The following is an 18,808-nucleotide window of genomic DNA, read 5'->3' as shown; positions in this document are numbered from 1 at the left end:
ACGCTCACGGCTCCCCGCCGCCGGCCAGGAAACCGGTCAGATAGGAGGCCACGGCACGAACTGCGCTCATGGTCGCCGGATAGTCCATGTGGGTCGGGCCGATGGAGCCCACGAAGGCCACGGGCTCGTCAGCTTCGGAGCCGTCGGTCTGCCTGGACCGGGCATGCCCGTATCCGCTGGTCACCACCGAGGCGTGGGCCAGTTCCGGGGTCCGGGTCTCGGTGCCGATGGCCACGCTGACGCCGTTGCTCTCGCGGGAAAGCTCGCTCTGGGCCCGCATGAGCCGCATGAGCACCACCTGCTCCTCCAGGGCGTCCAGCAGCGAGCCCAGATCCCCCAGGGAGACGGCCTGGCTGTGGGTCAGCTGGGAGGTGCCGGCCATGTAGAGGCCGCTGGTTTGCTCCCGGGTGGCCATCTCGTCGAAGACCGTGGCCACCAGGCGCAGCATGGACTTGTCGCGGCCCTCGGTCAGGGAGTCGGCCAGCATGCGGCAGCGGTCGGCGGCGCGGTCCAGGGGCAGGTCCTGGCACTGCCTGTTGATCTGGTCGGACAGGTCCGCCAGGGCGTTCGGGTCCTCCTGCAGAGGCCCGTGCAGGGTGCGCTGGACCACCCGGCCGGTGTCGGTGATGACCACCATAAGCACGGTCCCCCGGCTCAGTCCTATAAGCTCGGCCCGGCGCAGGTTCGAGCTGGCCAGGGAGGGCGAGGCCACCACGGCGATCTGCCCGGTGATCTGGGCCAGAAGCCGGGCAGCGTGCTGCAGGGTGTCCTCCAGGTTGACCGACCCGGACAGGAAGGCGTTGATCCCCCGGCGCTGGGCGGCGGACAGGGGCACGATAGTGGCCAGCCTGTCGACGAAGTAACGGTAGCCCTTCTGGGTGGGGATGCGGCCGGCCGAGGTGTGGGGCTGGACCAGGTAGCCCTCGCTCTCCAAGGCCGCCATGTCGTTGCGCACGGTGGCGGAGCTGACTCCAAGCTGATGATTCCTGGTGAGCGAACCCGACCCTACCGGCTCGCGAGAACGAATATAGTCCTCGACGACCGCGCGCAGCACCAGCATGCGTCTGGTATTAGGCAATGTCGCTCCTTCCGTCATGGTTTCATTATTAGCACTCGGGCCATGAGAGTGCCAAAACGTCGCGCGAAGAGCCGAATTGTGTCGTCTCAAACCGATACGATGGAAGCGCAATGTGAAGGTAATCGAACATTTTCGACACAAGTCGAACATGAAGACCTCTAGATTGGAAGGAAAGCAGCACCATATGGCAGATTTCACATGGTCCGAACTCGATGAGCGGGCTGTCAAGATGGCCAAGGTCCTCTCGGCCGACGCGGTCGAGAAGGCTGGAAGCGGCCACCCCGGCTCCCCCATTTCGCTGGCGCCCATCGCTTACGCGCTCTACCAGCACTTCATCCGTCACGACCCCAACGACCCCGACTGGGTTGGGCGTGATCGGTTCATTCTTTCCGGCGGCCACGCCTCGCTGACCCAGTACGTGCAGCTCTACTTCTCCGGGTACGGACTGACCCTGGACGACCTCAAGCGCTTCCGCACCGCCGGCACCAGGACCCCCGGCCACCCCGAGTACGGCCTGACCCCCGGCATCGAGATGACCACCGGCCCGCTGGGCCAGGGTCTGGCCTCGGCCGTGGGCTTCGCCTATGGTCAGCGCTATGAGCGCGGCCTGCTGGATCCGGATGCACCCGAGGGGCAGTCCCCCTTCGACCATAAGGTCTGGGTCATCTGCGGCGAGGGCGACGTCGAAGAGGGCGTCTCCTCCGAGGCCAGCTCCCTGGCCGGCGACCAGCGTCTGGGCAACCTCACCGTCATCTTCGATGCCAACCACATCCAGATCGAGGGCGACACCCGCATCTCCCTGGGCGAGGACATCCTCAAGCGCTACCAGGCTTACGGCTGGTACACCGACGAGTTCAGCTTCATCCAGCCCGACGGCTCCTACAAGGAGGACGTCGAGGGCTTGGCTGCCGTCCTGGAGAAGGCCGAGCAGGTCACCGACCGGCCCAAGTTCATCAAGGTGGACACCCTGATGGCCTGGCCCACCCCCGGCAAGACCAACGATCCTTCAGCCCACGGCTCAGCCCTGGGCGCCGAGGCCGTCGCCGGCCTGAAGAAGGCCCTGGGCTACGACCCTGAGCAGAGCTTCCAGATCGACGAGGAGGCCCTGGCCCACGCCCGCGAGGTCGCCCAGCGCGGCCTGGCCGCCCACAAGGACTGGGACGAGAAGTACCAGGCCTGGCGCAAGGCCAACCCCGACAAGGCCGACCTCTACGACCGCATCCATGCCGGCAAGCTGCCCGAGGGCTTCGACAAGGCCCTGGACGACCTGGAGGCTGGCTTCGAGCCCGGCTCCAAGGTGGCCACCCGCAAGGCCTCCGGCGCAGTCATCAACGCCCTGGCCCCCATCATGCCCGAGCTCTGGGGTGGATCCGCCGATCTGGGCGGCTCCAACAACACCAACATCAACGGTGCCGTCTCCTTCGCCCCCGAGGCCGACGAGACCGTCCAGTGGCCCAAGGCCAGCAAGTACGGCCGCCAGCTGCACTTCGGCGTGCGCGAGTTCGGCATGGGCGCCATCACCAACGGCATCCTGCTGGGTTCGGACACCAGGCCCTACAACGGGACCTTCTTCCAGTTCAGCGACTATGAGCGCCCCTCGGTGCGCCTGGCCGCCCTGATGGACATCCCCAATTTGTATGTGTGGACCCACGACTCCGTGGCCCTGGGCGAGGATGGCCCCACCCACCAGCCCATCGAGCACCTGACCGCCGTGCGCGCCATCCCCCAGATGGAGGTTGTGCGCCCGGCCGATCAGTACGAGACCGCTGAAGCCTACCGCGCCTTCTTCGAGAAGGACAACACCCACCCCACGGCCATGATCCTGACCAGGCAGGGCGTGCCCACCCTGGAAGAGACCAAGGCCAAGGCCCGCGAAGGCGTGCGCAAGGGCGCCTACGTGCTGGTCGACACCGAGGGCCAGCCCGACGTGCTGATCATGGCCACCGGCTCCGAGGTGCAGCACGCTGTGGCCGCATCCAAGACCCTGGCCGAGCAGGGCGTCAAGGCCAGCGTCATCTCCGTGCCCTCGCTGGAGTGGTTCGAGGAGCAGGACGACGACTACAAGGAAGCCGTTCTGCCCGCCTCCGTCAAGGCCCGCGTCTCCGTTGAGGCCGGACTGGCCACACCCTGGTACAAGTACCTGGGCAGCTATGGCAAGCCCGTCTCCATCGAGCAGTTCGGCCTGCAGGGCAGCGGCGACGAGAACATGCGCGACCTGGGCATCACCGCCGATCATGTGGTCGAAGCAGCACAGGCCTCCCTGGAGGAAGTCCGTCGGGCCCGCTGAACCCGGCACATCGTGATCAATCGGGGGCCGTCCGCGACGCCGGCCCCCTCCCCTGCAGGCACGCCCGAAACGCGGGCCTGCGGGAATACAGCAACAGACTTCCCGGTAGTGCATAGTGAATGTGATTCCATCGGGAACCCAAATAAGGAGTGACAAGATGGCAGAAAATGCAAACACCCAGCGCACCAGCGATTCAGGTGTCTCGATCTGGTTGGACGATCTGAGCCGCACCCGCATCGAGTCGGGCAATCTGCAGCAGCTCATCGCCGAGCGCAATGTGGTGGGCGTGACCACCAACCCCTCGATTTTCCAGAAGGCCCTGAGCCAGGTGGGCCCCTATGACGAACAGCTCAAGCAGCTGGGCCGCATCCCCGTCGAGGAGGCCGTCCGCGAGCTGACCACCACCGATGTGCGCAACGCCACCGACATCTTCCGCGAGGTCGCCGAGAAGACCGACTACGTGGATGGACGCGTCTCCATCGAGGTCGATCCTCGTCTGGCCCACAACACCGAAGAGACCGAGAAGCAGGCCGAAGAGCTTTGGAACAAGGTCGATCGTCCCAACGCCTTCATCAAGATTCCTGCCACCCTGGAGGGCCTGCCCGCCATCACCGCCACCCTGGCCAAGGGCATCTCGGTCAACGTGACGCTGATCTTCTCCCTGGAGCGCTACCAGCAGGTCATCGACGCCTTCATTGAGGGCATCGCCCAGGCCGACAAGAACGGCAAGGACCTGAAGCACATCGGTTCGGTCGCCTCCTTCTTCGTCTCCCGCGTGGATACTGCAGTTGACAAGCTGCTGGAGGCCAACGGCTCTGACGAGGCCAAGTCCCTGGAGGGCAAGGCCGCTGTGGCCAACGCCCGCCTGGCCTACGAGCTCTTCGAGAAGGCCTTCGACAAGGATCCTCGCTGGGCCGATCTGGAAGCCAAGGGCGCCAAGCGCCAGCGTCCGCTCTGGGCCTCCACCGGCACCAAGAACGCCGCCTACTCCGACTGCAAGTACGTGGACGAGCTGGTGGCCCCTGACGTGGTCAACACCATGCCCGAGAAGACCCTTGAGGCACTGGCCGCTCACGGCAACGGCGCCCCCTCCATCGAGGGCACCTATGAGGAGAGCCACCAGATTATGCAGAAGCTGGCAGACCTGGGCATCAACATCAAGGACGTGACCGACAAGCTGGAGGCCGATGGTGTCGCCGCCTTCATCAACTCCTGGGATTCGGTCCTCTCCGACGTGCAGAAGGGCATCGACCGCGTCAACGGCTGAGCGCCTGACTGACAGTCGCAGCTATTAAAGATTGTGCCCCGTCTGGTTTAAACCAGACGGGGCACAATTGATATTAGTGCTGGATTTTACTGGATTTCTTGCCGCTGCGGAGCTACTCGGCCTTGGCCTCCTCGACCACCTGCTGCAGGGTGGCGATCAGGGCTGGGCTGTCGTTGGGCATGTTCAGCCTGGTCAGGGTGCCGCCGGCGGACTCGATGGCCTTGGCCAGCTCCATGTCCACGTCGTAGCAGATCTCCAGGTTGTCGGCGATGAAGCCGATGGAGGCGGAGACGATGGTCTTCATGCCGCTCTCAGTGATCAGATCCTTGGCCACCTTGACGAAATCAGGCCCGATCCAGGGTTCCTGGGTGCGGCCTGCCGACTGCCAGGCCAGCACGTGCTGGTCCTCATTGAGGCCGGCGGCCTGGGCCACGGCATTGGACAGACCGATGACCTCATCCTTGTAGGGGTCCCCTCCCTGGATGATGCGCAGGGGCAGGGAGTGGGCGCTGAAGATCACCTTGGTGTCCGGCCGGTCGGTCAGATCCTTCTTGGCCACCAGCTGGTCGCTCCAGAAGTGGATCAGCTCCTGGTGGTTCCACCAGGACCGCACCGGCAGGTATTCCATGCCCGGATGGGCCTCGATGGCCTTGCGGGCGCGGTTGTGGTAGTCCTCGCTCGAATAGGAGGAGTACTGCGGGGCCAGGGGCAGGCCGATCACCCTGGTGATGCCATCGGCGGCGATCTGGTCGACCGCATCCTGGATGAAGGGGGTGATGTACTTCAGCCCCTCGTAGACCTTGTAGGCGCCGGGGTGGGCCTTGTCCAGCGCAGCCTGGAGGCCGTCGCGCTGGGCCGTGGTGATCCTGGCCAGGGGCGAGGGCAGGCCGATGGCCTTGTAGCGGCCGACCAGCTGGTCCATGAGCGGCTTGGGCGGCTCCTGCCCATGGCGGATGTTGGTGTAGTACCCCCTGATGTCGGACTCCTGGTAGGGGGTGCCGTATGCCATGAGGAGGACTGCTGTAGGTTCAGTCATCAGCAACTTCTTTCTGTGAAAATGGTATGCAGTATGTCAGGCCGATATTGACCAGGGCTATGACGATGACCACCAGGAACATGTTCCTGTAGGAGGCCAGACCGGCCTGTCCGCCCACCTTGCCCAATTCAATGGCCGAGGCGAAGAGCAGTGGGGCGATGGTGGTGCCGATCTTCTTGCAGGCCGACAGCCCGCCGATGGCCTGCATGCGGTTCTCGGGCCCGGCCAGCCTTCCGGCGATGACCTGGAGCGGCGAGGACATCATGGAGCCCATGCCGACCCCCATCAGGAAGGACAGGACCATGAAGAGCTGCAGGTTGTGCAGGGTCAGGGTGATCACCAGGGCCATCAGGCCTATCAGCGACGACGAAAAGACCAGCGTGGTCCGGTAGCCGAACTTGTCGACCAGAAGACCGCCCAGCCAGGACCCGACCACGGAGCCGAGCCCGACGCCGACCATGACCATGCCGGCCGAGCGGACCGGGAGCCCGAAGACGGAGTGGACATAGGTCGGAATGTAGACGAAGAGGGAGAAGAACATGCCTCCCAGGGTCCCCAGCAGCAGGGTGAGCCCGTAGGAGGGCAGCTTCAGCAGGCGGATGGGCAGGAAGGGCATGGTCTCCTTGGAGTCGCCCAGCCCCCGCTCATGCACCAGGAAGACCGCGCCGGCCACCACTGTGACCAGGAGGCATCCGATGATCAGGGCCAGATAGGCGGTGCCGTACTGGAGGAAGGTGATCGCCACCATCAGAAGGGCCAGAGCGATGCTGAAGGAGCCCAGGCCCAGGTAGTCGGTCTTCCAGGCGCGGTCGGTCTGGGAGTCGCCCATCATGAACCAGGCCAGAATAAACAAAATGGCCAGGAAGGGCAGCATCATGAAGTAGTAGGCCCGCCATCCGTGGGTGATGCCCAGGAGCATGCCCGAAAGGACCGGGCTGACCATGGCGGAAAGACCGGCGATGATGCCCACCGTGGAGACCTTCCTGCCCTGGTTGTTCCTGCGGGCGCGCTGCAGAAGGACGTTCATGGACAGGACCATGATGCCGCTGTCTCCCAGGGACTGGATGAACCGGCCCAGCAGCATGACCGCATAGTTGGGCGAGACCGCCGTCATCAGACATCCAAGGAACCAGAAGGCCAGCTCCCAGAGGAAGACCTTCCTGGTCCCGTGGGCGTCGGAGAGGTTGGAGGTGATGGGTGTGCCCACCACCAGTCCCAGGGTGTAGAGTCCGACCACCCAGGAGGAGCCCATGGTGGTCAGGCCGAAGGTCCGTGTGATGGACGGCAGCATGGTCGGCACCGCTCCCCCATCCAGCTGGGTGATGAAGACGATGACCATGAAGAACCATATGGGCGTGGAAAGGATCGATCTTCTCTCTCTTGCAGACATGGTGTTACTGTCCCATCTGGTCCGTGAGCAGCCTGTCAATGCGCTCGGGATCGGTATGGGTGCCTACCAGGAAGTAGGGGAATTCGCCGTAGATGGAGCTGGCTTCGATGTAGCGCATCTCGGTGACGATCTTCTTGAATTGGACAGGGTCGTCGGCGAAGAGCGTGACGCCCCACTCGTAGTCGTCCAGGCCGATGGAGCCCGTCAGGATGATGGAGACCTTGCCGGCGTATGAGCGGCCGATCTTGCCGTGGTCGTGCATGTAGGCCTTGCGCTGGTCGTAGGGCAGCGTGTACCAGTTGGCGCCTGGGACGCGGGTCTTCGACATGGGGTAGAAGCAGATGTAGGGCTTGTCGGGTGTCTTGGGATGCAGGCTGGCGTTGACGTAGGACCAGCCGCGGTCCGTGGTCGGTTCGCCCGAATAGAGGCCCACCTCGGTGACCGACACATAGGAGATGGTCGGCTCCAGATAATCGGAGATGCGCAGCTTCTCCAGGGAGGTCTCGACCTCCTGCAGCTGGTCCAGGCTCTCCCTGAGGACCATCAGGCCCAGGTCGGCCTTCTGCCCGTTGACCTGGCACCAGTAGTGGCTTCCCTGGCCCTGGGACTGGACCTCGTCCAGCTGTGCGGCCAGGGCCTTGAACTCATCCAGGCATTCCCGGCGTTCGCCCTGGGGCACTCGGCGCCACTTGGCCCAATCGATCTTCCAGAAGAGGTGGAGGCAGAACCAGCCCTCCAGGCTCGGTGCAGCTTGCTCAGCCATGAGCACTTCCTTTCGCTTGCTTAGCTTGCACGGCATTGTGTGATGCGCCGCTCGTCGGGCACACCGTTCTCCACTCTATCCGTCAGACGGCTGAATTGTTGGATTATCGATGCATTGTGAATGACATATTGTGGTAATAGTCAAGGACTATGGACCTTGCACTGAAGTCGCCTAGATATGGAAAAACCCCGGTCGATGCCGGGGTCGGGTATTTCAGGTATTATCTGCGGGAATCAGGCCAGCTTGTACTTGGAAATGAGATCCAGAGCGATGATGATGGCCACCCAGATCAGGGCCACGATAATGGTCAGCCGATTCAGGTTCTTCTCGGCTGCGCCCGAGGTGCCCGCGTTGGAGCCGATTCCACCGCCGAACATATCGGACAGGCCGCCGCCCTTGCCCTTGTGCAACAGAATCAGCATGGTCAGCAGTATGCTGGCGAGGATCACAACGACTTCGAGCACAATCTTGACAATGGTCACGGCACATACCTCCATGTAAGGAACTGGGAACAAGTATACAGACACCCGGGGAAAAACGCATCAGCCCTTGGCGGCCAGTCGCACGATTCGCGAGAACTCCTCCACATCCAGGGAGGCGCCGCCCACCAGAAAACCGTCCACGTCCGGCTGGGTGATCATCTGGGAGGCGTTCTTGGAGGTGACCGAGCCGCCGTAGAGGATGCGCACGGCCTGGCCGGCCGGTTCCCCGAACTTGCTTGAGATGTGGTCGCGGATGGCCCGGGCGGCCTGCTGGGCGGTGTCCGGGGTGGCCACCATGCCCGTGCCGATGGCCCAGACCGGTTCGTAGGCCACGATCAGGTTTTCCATGTCCTCCTTGGCCAGGTCGCGGGTGACGTCATTGACCTGGCCAACGGCGAAGTCCAGCTGGATGCCTTGGCGGCGCTCCTCGTAGCTCTCCCCCACGCAGAGGATGGGCTTCATGCCCGCAGCCAGGACGGCACGGACCTGGTCGACGATGTTGGCATCGTCCTCGGGATGGTACTTGCGCCGCTCGGAGTGGCCCACGATGACGTAGCTGCAGCCCAGCTGAGCCAGCATGTCGGCGGACACATCCCCGGTGAAGGCGCCCTGGGCGGTGACTGAGACGGCCTGCGCCCCGTATTCGATGGGCAGGTTGTCGGCCTCCACCAGCACCTGGACGGAACGCAGAGCGGTGAAGGCGGGCATCAGAGCCACCTGGCAGCGCCTGCGGTCGAAGTGGGCGTCGCGCAGGAGCCAGGCCAGCTTCTGCACGAAATAGGTGGCTTCCAGGTGGTCGAAGTTCATCTTCCAATTGCCGGCCACCAGGGGAATGCGTGCCATACCAGACCTTTCCATCCGCGCAACAACAACAATGCCGGGCCGCCGGATGCGAAACCCGGTGACCCGGCATTGCCCGTCTGTCTGCCGATCTTACTCCAGCACCTTAAGGCCCGGAAGCTCCTTGCCCTCAAGGAACTCCAGGGAGGCGCCGCCGCCGGTGGAGATGTGCGAGAAGCCATCCTCGGGGAAGCCCAGGTTGCGCACGGCCGAGGCGGAGTCGCCGCCGCCGACGATGGTGAAGGCTCCGGCCTTGGTGGCGTCGACCAGGCCCTGGGCCACAGCCCGGGTGCCATCGGCGAATGCCGGGAACTCGAAGACGCCCATGGGGCCGTTCCAGACCACGGTCTTGGAGTCCACGATCTTGTCGTGGAAGAGCTTCTGGGAGTCGGGACCGATGTCCAGACCCATCTTGTCCGCGGGGATGCCGTCGGCAGGAACCACCTGGTGGGGCGAATCCGCCTTGAACTCGTCAGCCGCCACGATGTCGGTGGGCAGGACCAGCTCCACGCCCTTCTCGCGGGCGGTGGCCATGTAGCCCTTGACGGTGTCTACCTGATCCTCCTCCAGCAGGGAGGAGCCGACCTCGTAGCCCTCGGCCTTGAGGAAGGTGAAGACCATGCCGCCGCCGATGACCAGGCGGTCGGCCTTGCTGAGCAGGTTCTCGATGACGCCCAGCTTGTCGGAGACCTTGGAGCCGCCCAGGACCACAGTGAAGGGCCGCTCGGGGTTCTCGGTCGCCTTGGACAGGGCCTTGACTTCCTTCTCGACCAGCAGGCCTGCGGCAGAGGGCAGGAACTTGGCCACGGAGTAGTTGGAGCCCTGGGCGCGGTGGACCACGCCAAAGCCGTCGGAGACGAAGACGTCGCCCAGGTCGGCGATCTTGCGGGCGTAGGCGTCGCGCTCGGCCTCGTCCTTGCTGGTCTCCTCGGGGTTGTAGCGCACGTTCTGCAGCAGGACCACGTCGCCGTCGTTCATGGCGGCCACCTTGGCATGGGCATCGGGACCATAGGTGTCCTCGGCCAGGGGGACCTGCACGCCCAGCAGCTCGCCCAGGCGGGCGGCCACGGGGGCCAGGCTCAGCTCGGGAACGACCTTGCCCTTGGGGCGACCCAGGTGGGCCATGAGGATGACCTTGGCGCCCTGGCCACGAAGCTGCTCGATGGTTGGCAAGGCGGCGCGGATGCGGCCGTCGTCCGTAATGGTGGTGCCGTCCAGCGGCACGTTGAAGTCCGCGCGGACGAGCACGCGCTTGCCCTTGAGATCACCGAGGCTCTTCAGTGTTTTCATGCGTATCCTTTCTGACTGCGGGTCCATGCGCCCGCTCCCCTGCCATGGTACTCAGGCAGACCGACCTGTGTGAGCTATCTCACTCTTGTTTGGCCTGTTCCTCGGCCCTCTTCTTTTCGACCTTGGTGGCCAGCTGCAGCAGACGGCGGATGCGTCCGGCGATGGCATCCTTGGTGACCGGCGGGTCGGCCAGGCGGCCCAGCTCTTCGAGGGAGGCCTCGCGGTGGTCCAGACGAAGCTGGCCGGCCGCACGCAGGTTCTCGGGGATGTCGTCGCCCAGAATTTCAAAGGCCTTGGTGACCTTGGCGCTGGCCTCGACGGCGGCCTTGGCGGAGCGGCGCATATTGGCATCGTCGAAGTTGGCCAGGCGGTTGGCCTTGCCGCGGGATTCACCGTCGCTGCGCTTGCCGGTCCACTCACGGGAGGACTTGGGGGCGCCCATGAGGTTGAGCATGCGTTCGATGACGTCCGGATCACGCAGGGTGACGCGCTCGGAGCTGCGCACCTGGCGGGCCTTGGCGTTGATGCCCAGGCGGCGGGCGGCGCCCACCAGGGCCAGGGCGGCCTCGGATCCTGGGCAGACGATCTCCAGGTAGGAGGCCTTGCCCGGGTCGGACAGCTCGCCATGGGCCAGGAAGGCCCCTCGCCAGGCAGCCTTGACCTGGGCGATGTTGCCGGAGACGATGTCGGCGGGAAGACCGCGAACCGGATGCTTGCGGCGGTCCAACAGGCCGGTCTGCAGGGCCAGGGCGCCGCCCGCCCGCAGCACGCGGACCGAGTAGCGGGTCAGGTTGCCGGTGGGGGCCTGCCGCTTGACCTGGATCAGATCGGAATCATGACCGTAGACGTCCCTGATGGTGTTCTGCAACCACTGCGCTGCCGGCAGGGAGTCGAATTGCGCTTCCACCACAATGTGACGCTGAATGATGTGCAGTCCGCCGCCGAAGCGGATCATGGCCGCCGATTGTGCTTTCTTGGCAGAGGGGGGTTCGTTGTCAATCGCGGCCAGCTCGCTTTTGACATCATCAAGTAGGGCCAAGAGCCGTCCTCCTACGAAAAAATACTGAAAAATGAATACTTCTCGGCCGCACGACACACCTGCCGTGGCGACCACCGGATTACTGTGATACCGAATATCTTGGACAAATTGCGCCTTTGGCTATCCGCGGGAACGGTGCGGCAGCTCGCGGGCCGAGACCGTCACCTCCATTCCCCTGGACCGCAGACGGGCGGCCAGAGCGTCGGCCATGGCCACTGAGCGGTGCTGTCCGCCGGTGCAGCCAAAGGCGATGGTCACATAGTGCTTGTCCTCGCGCGCATAGCCGCTGAGCGCGGTCAAGATGGCGGTGGTGTAGGCATCCAGGAACTCCTTGGCGCCCTTGCTGGCCATCACATAGTCGCGGACCGGGCCGTCATGGCCGTTCAGGTCCCGCAGCTCGGGGACCCAGTAGGGGTTGGGCAGGAAGCGCACGTCGGCTACGAAGTCGGCATCGATGGGCAGGCCGTACTTGAATCCGAAGCTCATAATGTGCACGCCCACGGTGGTCGGGCCGGAGCCCAGGACCATTTCGTAGAGGCGCGTGGAGAGCTGATGGATGCTCAGATTGGAGGTGTCGATGACCATGTCCGCACGCTCCTTGAGACCGCCCAGCAGGCGGCGCTCCTCGTGAATGCCGTCGATCAGGCGGCCCGAGCCCTGCAGGGGGTGGGGACGGCGGACGGACTCATAGCGTTTGACCAGCACCTGGTCGGAGGCGTCCAGAAAGAGGATGCGGCAACGCACGCCCAGGTCGTCCAGATGGCTGAGCACGGCCGACAGGTCGTCGAAGTAGGAGCGGGACCGGACGTCGATGACGGCTGCCAGGCGGTGCAAGGAGCTTCCGGCGGAGGTCATCATGTCGACCAGGGGGACCAGCAGGCGCGGGGGCATGTTGTCGACCACATACCAGCCCATGTCCTCCATGGAGTCGGCGGCGCGGGAGCGGCCTGCGCCGGACATGCCGGTGATCAGCAGTACCTCGAAACCTGCGAAGGGCGGTTTTTCCGTCGTCATCGTCATGCCTCCCTCAAGGCTTGGTCCATGGCGGCCACCGGTACAGCGGCCAAGGGTCGGTCGGTCATCAGCGCCACCTGACGCACGGCTTGATAAAGCAGCATGCGTTCACCGCTGATGGCCCGTGCGCCCGGCCGACGGCAGAAGGCCCTCATGAGCGGGGTGGGCCGGGGGTCATAGGCCACATCCAGCAGGACCGGGCTCATGCGACTGCCGCCATCAGCCGTATTGAACAAATCGGCCAGGGGGTCGGCTGCACCCGAAGGCAGGGTGGAGACGACAATATCAGCCTTGGTCAATGCTCTTTCAGCTGCCTCAGCCCGGTCCATGGCAGTCACGTTTGGTTCAGGCAGACCCAATCGAGAGGAAAGGTCCAGCATGTGGTCACAGTGCTCCGGGTTGCGGACCAGCAGGTCCGCACGCTCGACCCCCAGCACCTTCAAGGCACAGAAAGCGGACTCGGCGGTGTTCCCGTTGCCGATGACCAGGGCCTGCGCTCCCCCATACGGTTGGTCGGGAAGCCGGTCCTGCCGACCCTGACCGGCTGCCTTAAGCAGGGCGGCCAGATCGTCAGGGTCGTCGTCGGCCCGGCAGCGGTCGGCAGCCTCCAGAAGGGCGGCCACGATCCCCTCCACGTCGGTGTTGTACAGGGACAGGCCCCTGGCTGGGCCGCCCTGTGCAAAGACTGCTGTGTTGGCCACGCCCAGGGTGCTGGACCAGCAGTCACGAAAATCGCCCAAGGGTCCGACGGCACTCTTCAAGGGCATGGTCAGGCTGAGACCGGCCCAGGACGGGTCAAGGCCGTGGATAAAGTCCGCCAGGCCGTCAGCGTCCATGCGCACACGGTCGTAACGCCAGCCGTCCAGGCCAAGCGCGGCATAGGCTGATCTATGCAAAAGTGGCGAAAGGGAATGGCTGATGGGGTCGCCCAGGACGGCACAACGACGATCAGCCCCATTCATATCTGCAATCACGCACCAATCAAGATAAGGGCATGGCCCTCTGCCAGCCTTCTGAGCCATTTTATCGCTGGCTGTCCCCGGCCTGATCCTGGTCGCTGTGCAGGGCCTGGTAGATGGCCTCGGCCTTGGCTGAGCCGATGCCCTTGACGGCCTCCAGCTCCTCCTGGGATGCCTGGCGCATGCGCTTGACCGACCCGAAGTGATTGAGCAGCTTCTTCTGGTAGGCGGGGCCGATGCCCGGAATCTCGTCCAGGGCCGACCGGAGGGCACCCTTGCGCCGGGTCTGCCGGTGGTAGGTGATGGCGAAACGGTGGGACTCGTCGCGCACCCGCTGCAGCAGGTACATGCCCTCGGACTGGCGCTTGAGGATGATGGGATAGTCGTCGTCGGGCACCCAGACCTCCTCCAGGCGCTTGGCCAGCCCGCACAGGGCCACATCGTCCACCCCGCAGTCGTGCAGGGCCCGGGCGGCGGCGGTCACCTGGGGCTTGCCGCCATCGACCACGATCAGGTTGGGCTTGTAGGCGAAGTGGCGGGCGGCGGTGTTCTGCTGGACAATGGCCCCCTCCTCCTGCTCCACCAGTTCGGGTGCCTTGTCGTTGGCCTTTCGCTCGGCCTCCATGCTGTCGCCGCTGTCGCCTGCGATGTTGCCGTGGCGGAAGCGCCTGGTCAGGGTCTCGTAGATGGCGCTCATGTCGTCCACAGCGCCCTTGCCATCCTCGCCTCGGATGGCGAACCGGCGGTACTCGGACTTCTTGGGGACCGCGTCCTCGAAGACCACCATGGAGGCCACCTGGAACTGGCCGCCCACGGTGTTGGAGATGTCGTAGCACTCGATGCGCAGCGGGGCGCGGTCAAGACCCAAAGCCTTGGCCACGTCGTTCATGGCCTGGGTGCGGGTGCCCATGTCGCTCATGCGGCTGAGCTTGCTGCGCTGCAGGGCCTGGCGGGCGTTGGCGTTGGCCCGGTCCATCAGGGACTTCTTCTCACCCCGGCTGGCCACCCGGATGGTCACTGAGGACCCGCGCAGCCCCCGCAGCCACTCCTGCAGGTCGCCGGTCCGGTCGGGCTGAATGGGGACGATGACCTCGGGAGGCACCGGGGAGATGGGGGCCAGCAGGTCGGCGCGTCCGGTCTGATCCTGATGCTGGTGTCGGCTCCTGGTGGCCTTGGCCCGGGCCTCGGCATCCAGGGCCGTGACCCTCTGGGTGGAGCCCATGGCATCCCTGTCCTGGCTGATGGAGACCTGGGTCTCGGAATCCCCAGGCAGCTTGTGCAGCTCGCTGTCGTTCTCATTCATCAGATCCGAGTAGACCTGCACCAAGAGGTCGCTGATCAGCTCGCTGTCGGAGACGTCCTCGACCCGCTCCACGCTCCAGTTGCGTTCGCCGCGAATGGCGCCCGAGCGCACGAAGAAGGCATGGACCGAGGCCTCCAGTTCGTCAGAGGCCACGCCGAAGACGTCCACATCCACGTTGGAGGCGAAGGCCACGGCATTCTGCTCGATGACCGTGTCCAGCATGGCGATCTGGTCGCGCAGACGGGCGGCCTTCTCGAAGTCCAGCTCCTTGCTGGCCTTCTGCATGCTCCTGGTCAGCCCGGCCCGGTAGCTCTTGCCCAGCCTGCCGGTGATGACCCCGGTCAGCTCCGTGCACAGACGCCGGTGGTCGCTGGCGCTGATCCGGCCCACACAGGGGGCTGAGCACTTGCCGATGGAGGCCAGCAGGCAGGGGCGGCCGCTGAGCTTGGCCTTGCGGAAGACGCCGGGGGTGCAGGTGCGCACCGGATAGGTCTTGAGCAGGGCGTCCAGGGTGTGCTTCATGTCCCAGACCTTGGCGTAGGGGCCGAAGTAGCGGGTGTCGTGCCGCTTGCGCACGCGGGTCATCCACACCCGGGGGAACTCCTCGCCCACGGAGACGGCCAGGTAGGGGTAGGTCTTGTCGTCGCGCAGCTTGACGTTGAAGTGCGGATCGAACTCCTTGATCCAGGTGTATTCAAGGGTCAGGGACTCCAGGTCGGTGCCCACCACGGTCCACTCCAGGCTCCGGGCCGTCAGCACCATGGTCTGGGTGCGCGGGTGCAAGTTCTCCAAGGGCTGGAAGTAGTTGGTCAGACGGTTGCGCAGGTTCTTGGCCTTGCCCACGTAGATGACCCGGCCGTCGCCGTCCCGCCACTTGTAGACCCCCGGCTGGGCGGGGATGTCGGAGGTCTTGGGGCGGAAGAGGTCCCGGCTGTCTCCCAGCAGGGGCGCGCCGTTCTTGTTGACGCCGGTCGTGGCGCCGGTGGCGGACTCCTCCTCCAGGGCTTGGGCGGTGCGTCGCCATACCTGCGGCGTGTGCCGCTCGAAGCAGCTGCGGGTCATGATCGTGTGGCCTTGGCTACCTTGGCGGGATCAAGCATGGGCTTCAAGTACTTGCCGGTCCAGCTGTCCGGGTTGGCGGCCACCTGCTCCGGGGTGCCCTGGGCCACCACGGTGCCGCCGCCGTCGCCGCCCTCCGGTCCCAGGTCGATGATCCAGTCGGCTGTCTTGATCACATCCAGGTTGTGCTCGATGACGATGACCGTGTTGCCCTTGTCGACCAAGCCGTGCAGGACCTTGAGCAGCTTGCGCACGTCCTCGAAGTGCAGGCCCGTGGTGGGCTCGTCCAGGATGTAGACGGTCTTGCCGTCGGAGCGCCGCTGCAGCTCGGTGGCCAGCTTGACCCGCTGGGACTCCCCTCCGGACAGGGTGGGCGCCGGCTGGCCCAGGCGGATGTACCCCAGGCCCACGTCCACCAGGGTGTCCAGGTAGCGTGCGATGGAGGGATAGGCCTTGAAGAAGCGGGCGGCCTCCTCGATGGGCATGTCCAGCACGTCCGAGACGGTCTTGCCGTTGTAGGTGACCTCCAGGGTCTCCCTGTTGTAGCGCTTGCCATGGCAGGTCTCGCACTGCACGTAGACGTCGGGCAGGAAGTTCATCTCGATCTTGATGGTTCCGTCACCGTGGCAGGTCTCGCAGCGGCCGCCCTTGACGTTGAAGGAGAAGCGGCCTGGACCGTAGCCGCGCACCTGGGCCTCGGGGGTCTTGGCGAAGAGCTGGCGGATCTTGTCCCAGACGCCGGTGTAGGTGGCCGGGTTGGAGCGCGGGGTGCGGCCGATGGGGTTCTGGTCCACGTGGATGACCTTGCGCACCTGGTCCACGCCCTCCACCCGGGTGTGCTTGCCGGGCACGATGCGGGCGTTGTTGAGCTGGTCGGCCAGCACCGGATAGAGGATGGAGTTGACCAGGGTGGACTTGCCGGAGCCGGAGACGCCGGTGACCAGGGTCATGACCCCCAGCGGGAAGGAGACCTTGAGATTCTTCAGGTTGTTCTCGCGAGCCCCCACCACGGTCAGCTGACGGGTCTTGCTGGTCTTTCGACGGCGCTTGGGCACCTCGATGGAACGGCGTCCGGCGATGTAGTCTGCTGTGATTGAACGCGAGGCCTTGACCAGGTCCTGCGAGCGCCCGGAGAAGATGACCTCCCCGCCATGCTCGCCGGCTCCCGGGCCGATGTCGACCAGCCAGTCGGCCTGGCGGATGGTGTCCTCGTCGTGCTCGACCACAATCAGGGTGTTGCCCAGGTCGCGCAGCCGCTGCAGTGTTTTGATAAGCCGGTCGTTGTCCCGCTGGTGCAGGCCGATGGAGGGCTCGTCCAGCACGTACATGACGCCCACCAGGCCCGAGCCGATCTGGGTGGCCAGGCGGATGCGCTGGGCCTCGCCGCCGGAAAGGGTGGCCGCCGCCCGGGACAGGGTCAGGTAGTTCAGGCCCACGTCGTTGAGGAAGCGCAGACGGGCACGGATCTCCTTGAGGACCTCCCCGGCGATCTTGGCCTGGGCGCCCTCCATGTGCAGGCCCTCAATCCACTTCAGGCTGGCGGAAATGGCCATGTCGCAGACCTGGGCGATGGACAGGCCGTCCACGGTCACGGCCAGGACCTCGGGCTTCAGGCGCTTGCCCTGGCAGACCTGGCAGGGCACCTCGCGCATATAGGACTCGTAGTACTGCTTCATGGGCTGCGAGTCGGTCTCGTCGTGGCGGCGCATCAGGGTGCGGACCACGCCCTCGAACCCGGTGGTGTACTCGCGCAGGCGGCCCCAGCGGTTCCGGTAGGAGACGTCCACCTTGAAGTCGTGCCCGTACATGACGGCATGGCGGACATCCTCGGGCAGGTCCTTCCAGGGGGTCGAGGTGGAGAAGCCCATCTCCTTGGCCAGGCCGTCCAGCAGGTGGCCGTAGAAGCGCTGCTGGCTCTTGGTGCCGCTCCAGGGTTCCACAGCCCCGTCCTTGAGGCTCTTCTCCGGGTCGGGCACCACGAGCTCGGGGTCGATCTCCAGGTTGAATCCCAGGCCGGTGCAGGCCGGGCAGGCTCCGTAGGGGGCGTTGAAGGAGAAGGTCCGGGGCTCGATCTCGTCCAGCTCCAGCTCGTGGCCGTTGGGGCAGGAACGCTTTTCGGAGAAGGGCTGGCGGCGCTCGGGATCCTTGGCATCCAGATCCACGAAGTCGGCCACCACCGTGCCCTTGGCCAGCCTCAGTGCGGTCTCCACAGAGTCGGTCAAGCGCTGGCGCATGCCCTCGCGGATGACCAGCCGGTCCACCACCACCTCGATGGTGTGCTTCTTCTGCTTGGTCAGCTTGATGGAGTCGGACAGCTGGTGCATGTCCCCGTCGATGATGGCCCGGGAGTAGCCGTCGGAGCGCAGGAGCTCCAGGGTCTCAACGAACTCGCCCTTGCGGCCCTTGACGATGGGGGCCAGCAGCTGGAAACGGGTCCCCTCCGGCCTGGACATGAGGGTGTCGACGATCTGCTGCGGCGACTGGGCCCGCACCTCGGCCCCGCAGACCGGGCAGTGGGGAATGCCTGTCCTGGCGAAGAGCAGGCGCAGGTAGTCGTAGACCTCGGTGATGGTGCCCACGGTGGAACGGGGGTTGCGGTTGGTGGTCTTCTGGTCGATGGAGACGGCCGGGCTCAGGCCCTCGATGAAGTCCACGTCGGGCTTGTCCATCTGGCCCAGGAACTGGCGGGCATAGGCGGAGAGGGACTCCACGTAGCGGCGCTGGCCCTCGGCGAAGAGGGTGTCGAATGCCAGGGAGGACTTGCCGGAGCCCGACAGGCCGGTGAAGACCACCATCCGGTTGCGGGGTATGGACAGGTTGACGTTCTTGAGGTTGTGGGCCCGGGCGCCCTGGATGACGATTTTGCGGTCGTTGGGCACCGTGGACAGGTCCGCCACCAGGGACCCCTTGGATTCGATCATGCGCGGGTTCTCGATGGCCGCGTCCACTGTCGACTTAAGCTTGTTCTGCTGCTTCACGTGCTTCCCATCCGCTTCCCTGA

14 protein-coding genes are annotated in these 18,808 nt (G+C 65.1%); 2 read left to right on the top strand and 12 right to left on the bottom strand.

Annotated elements, in window-relative coordinates:
* Nucleotides 1-4 precede the first annotated feature (4 nt).
* Nucleotides 5-1,078, bottom strand: coding sequence for a heat-inducible transcriptional repressor HrcA (gene hrcA / locus ACUIAH_RS02210; RefSeq protein WP_313836501.1), 1,074 nt, complete (start codon nucleotides 1,076-1,078; stop codon nucleotides 5-7).
* A gap of 184 nt (nucleotides 1,079-1,262) precedes the next feature.
* On the opposite strand from hrcA, the gene tkt reads away from it, so the two are divergent.
* Both tkt and tal read left to right on the top strand, forming a co-directional pair.
* Entirely contained in the window at nucleotides 1,263-3,365 is a 2,103-nt protein-coding gene (gene tkt / locus ACUIAH_RS02205) for a transketolase (protein ID WP_445341264.1), read from the top strand.
* Nucleotides 3,366-3,522: 157 nt separating this feature from the next.
* A complete protein-coding gene (tal, locus tag ACUIAH_RS02200) occupies nucleotides 3,523-4,632 on the top strand; it encodes a transaldolase (protein ID WP_024628055.1) in 1,110 nt (369 codons plus the stop codon).
* Nucleotides 4,633-4,744: 112 nt separating this feature from the next.
* Here tal and hemH read toward each other — a convergent pair whose 3' ends face one another.
* The 11 genes from hemH to uvrA form a co-directional block, all read right to left on the bottom strand.
* Nucleotides 4,745-5,668 carry a ferrochelatase gene (gene hemH, locus ACUIAH_RS02195; protein ID WP_445341263.1) on the bottom strand — a complete coding sequence of 308 codons (924 nt, stop codon included), beginning with the start codon at nucleotides 5,666-5,668 and terminating at the stop codon, nucleotides 4,745-4,747.
* A complete protein-coding gene (locus tag ACUIAH_RS02190) occupies nucleotides 5,661-7,007 on the bottom strand; it encodes an MFS transporter (RefSeq protein WP_232347217.1) in 1,347 nt (448 codons plus the stop codon). The genes hemH and ACUIAH_RS02190 overlap by 8 nt, the downstream gene beginning before the upstream one ends.
* A gap of 55 nt (nucleotides 7,008-7,062) precedes the next feature.
* The gene (hemQ, locus tag ACUIAH_RS02185) at nucleotides 7,063-7,821 is read right to left on the bottom strand and encodes a hydrogen peroxide-dependent heme synthase (protein WP_445341262.1); all 759 of its coding nucleotides are present in this window, start codon (nucleotides 7,819-7,821) and stop codon (nucleotides 7,063-7,065) included.
* Between the two features lie 233 nt (nucleotides 7,822-8,054).
* On the bottom strand, nucleotides 8,055-8,303 hold the full coding sequence (secG, locus tag ACUIAH_RS02180) for a preprotein translocase subunit SecG (RefSeq protein ID WP_045924434.1): 249 nt from the start codon (nucleotides 8,301-8,303) through the stop codon (nucleotides 8,055-8,057).
* A 60-nt stretch (nucleotides 8,304-8,363) separates the two neighbouring features.
* Nucleotides 8,364-9,146 carry a triose-phosphate isomerase gene (gene tpiA, locus ACUIAH_RS02175; RefSeq protein ID WP_045924435.1) on the bottom strand — a complete coding sequence of 261 codons (783 nt, stop codon included), beginning with the start codon at nucleotides 9,144-9,146 and terminating at the stop codon, nucleotides 8,364-8,366.
* A gap of 90 nt (nucleotides 9,147-9,236) precedes the next feature.
* Entirely contained in the window at nucleotides 9,237-10,433 is a 1,197-nt protein-coding gene (locus ACUIAH_RS02170) for a phosphoglycerate kinase (protein WP_313841966.1), read from the bottom strand.
* A 79-nt stretch (nucleotides 10,434-10,512) separates the two neighbouring features.
* Nucleotides 10,513-11,472, bottom strand: coding sequence for a DNA-binding protein WhiA (whiA, locus tag ACUIAH_RS02165; RefSeq protein ID WP_045935384.1), 960 nt, complete (start codon nucleotides 11,470-11,472; stop codon nucleotides 10,513-10,515).
* Between the two features lie 120 nt (nucleotides 11,473-11,592).
* Nucleotides 11,593-12,486, bottom strand: coding sequence for an RNase adapter RapZ (rapZ, locus tag ACUIAH_RS02160; protein WP_101432393.1), 894 nt, complete (start codon nucleotides 12,484-12,486; stop codon nucleotides 11,593-11,595).
* A 2-nt stretch (nucleotides 12,487-12,488) separates the two neighbouring features.
* Entirely contained in the window at nucleotides 12,489-13,460 is a 972-nt protein-coding gene (locus tag ACUIAH_RS02155) for a shikimate dehydrogenase family protein (RefSeq protein WP_445341261.1), read from the bottom strand.
* A gap of 49 nt (nucleotides 13,461-13,509) precedes the next feature.
* Nucleotides 13,510-15,810 carry an excinuclease ABC subunit UvrC gene (uvrC, locus tag ACUIAH_RS02150; protein WP_306222203.1) on the bottom strand — a complete coding sequence of 767 codons (2,301 nt, stop codon included), beginning with the start codon at nucleotides 15,808-15,810 and terminating at the stop codon, nucleotides 13,510-13,512.
* On the bottom strand, nucleotides 15,807-18,728 hold the full coding sequence (gene uvrA, locus ACUIAH_RS02145; RefSeq protein ID WP_445341525.1) for an excinuclease ABC subunit UvrA: 2,922 nt from the start codon (nucleotides 18,726-18,728) through the stop codon (nucleotides 15,807-15,809). The genes uvrC and uvrA overlap by 4 nt, the downstream gene beginning before the upstream one ends.
* Between the last annotated feature and the right edge of the window lie 80 nt (nucleotides 18,729-18,808).

It is taken from the genome of Bifidobacterium sp. ESL0820, assembly GCF_052606235.1.
The sequence above is the reverse complement of the archived record's forward strand: the minus strand, read 5'-3'. Positions and strand labels throughout refer to the sequence as shown.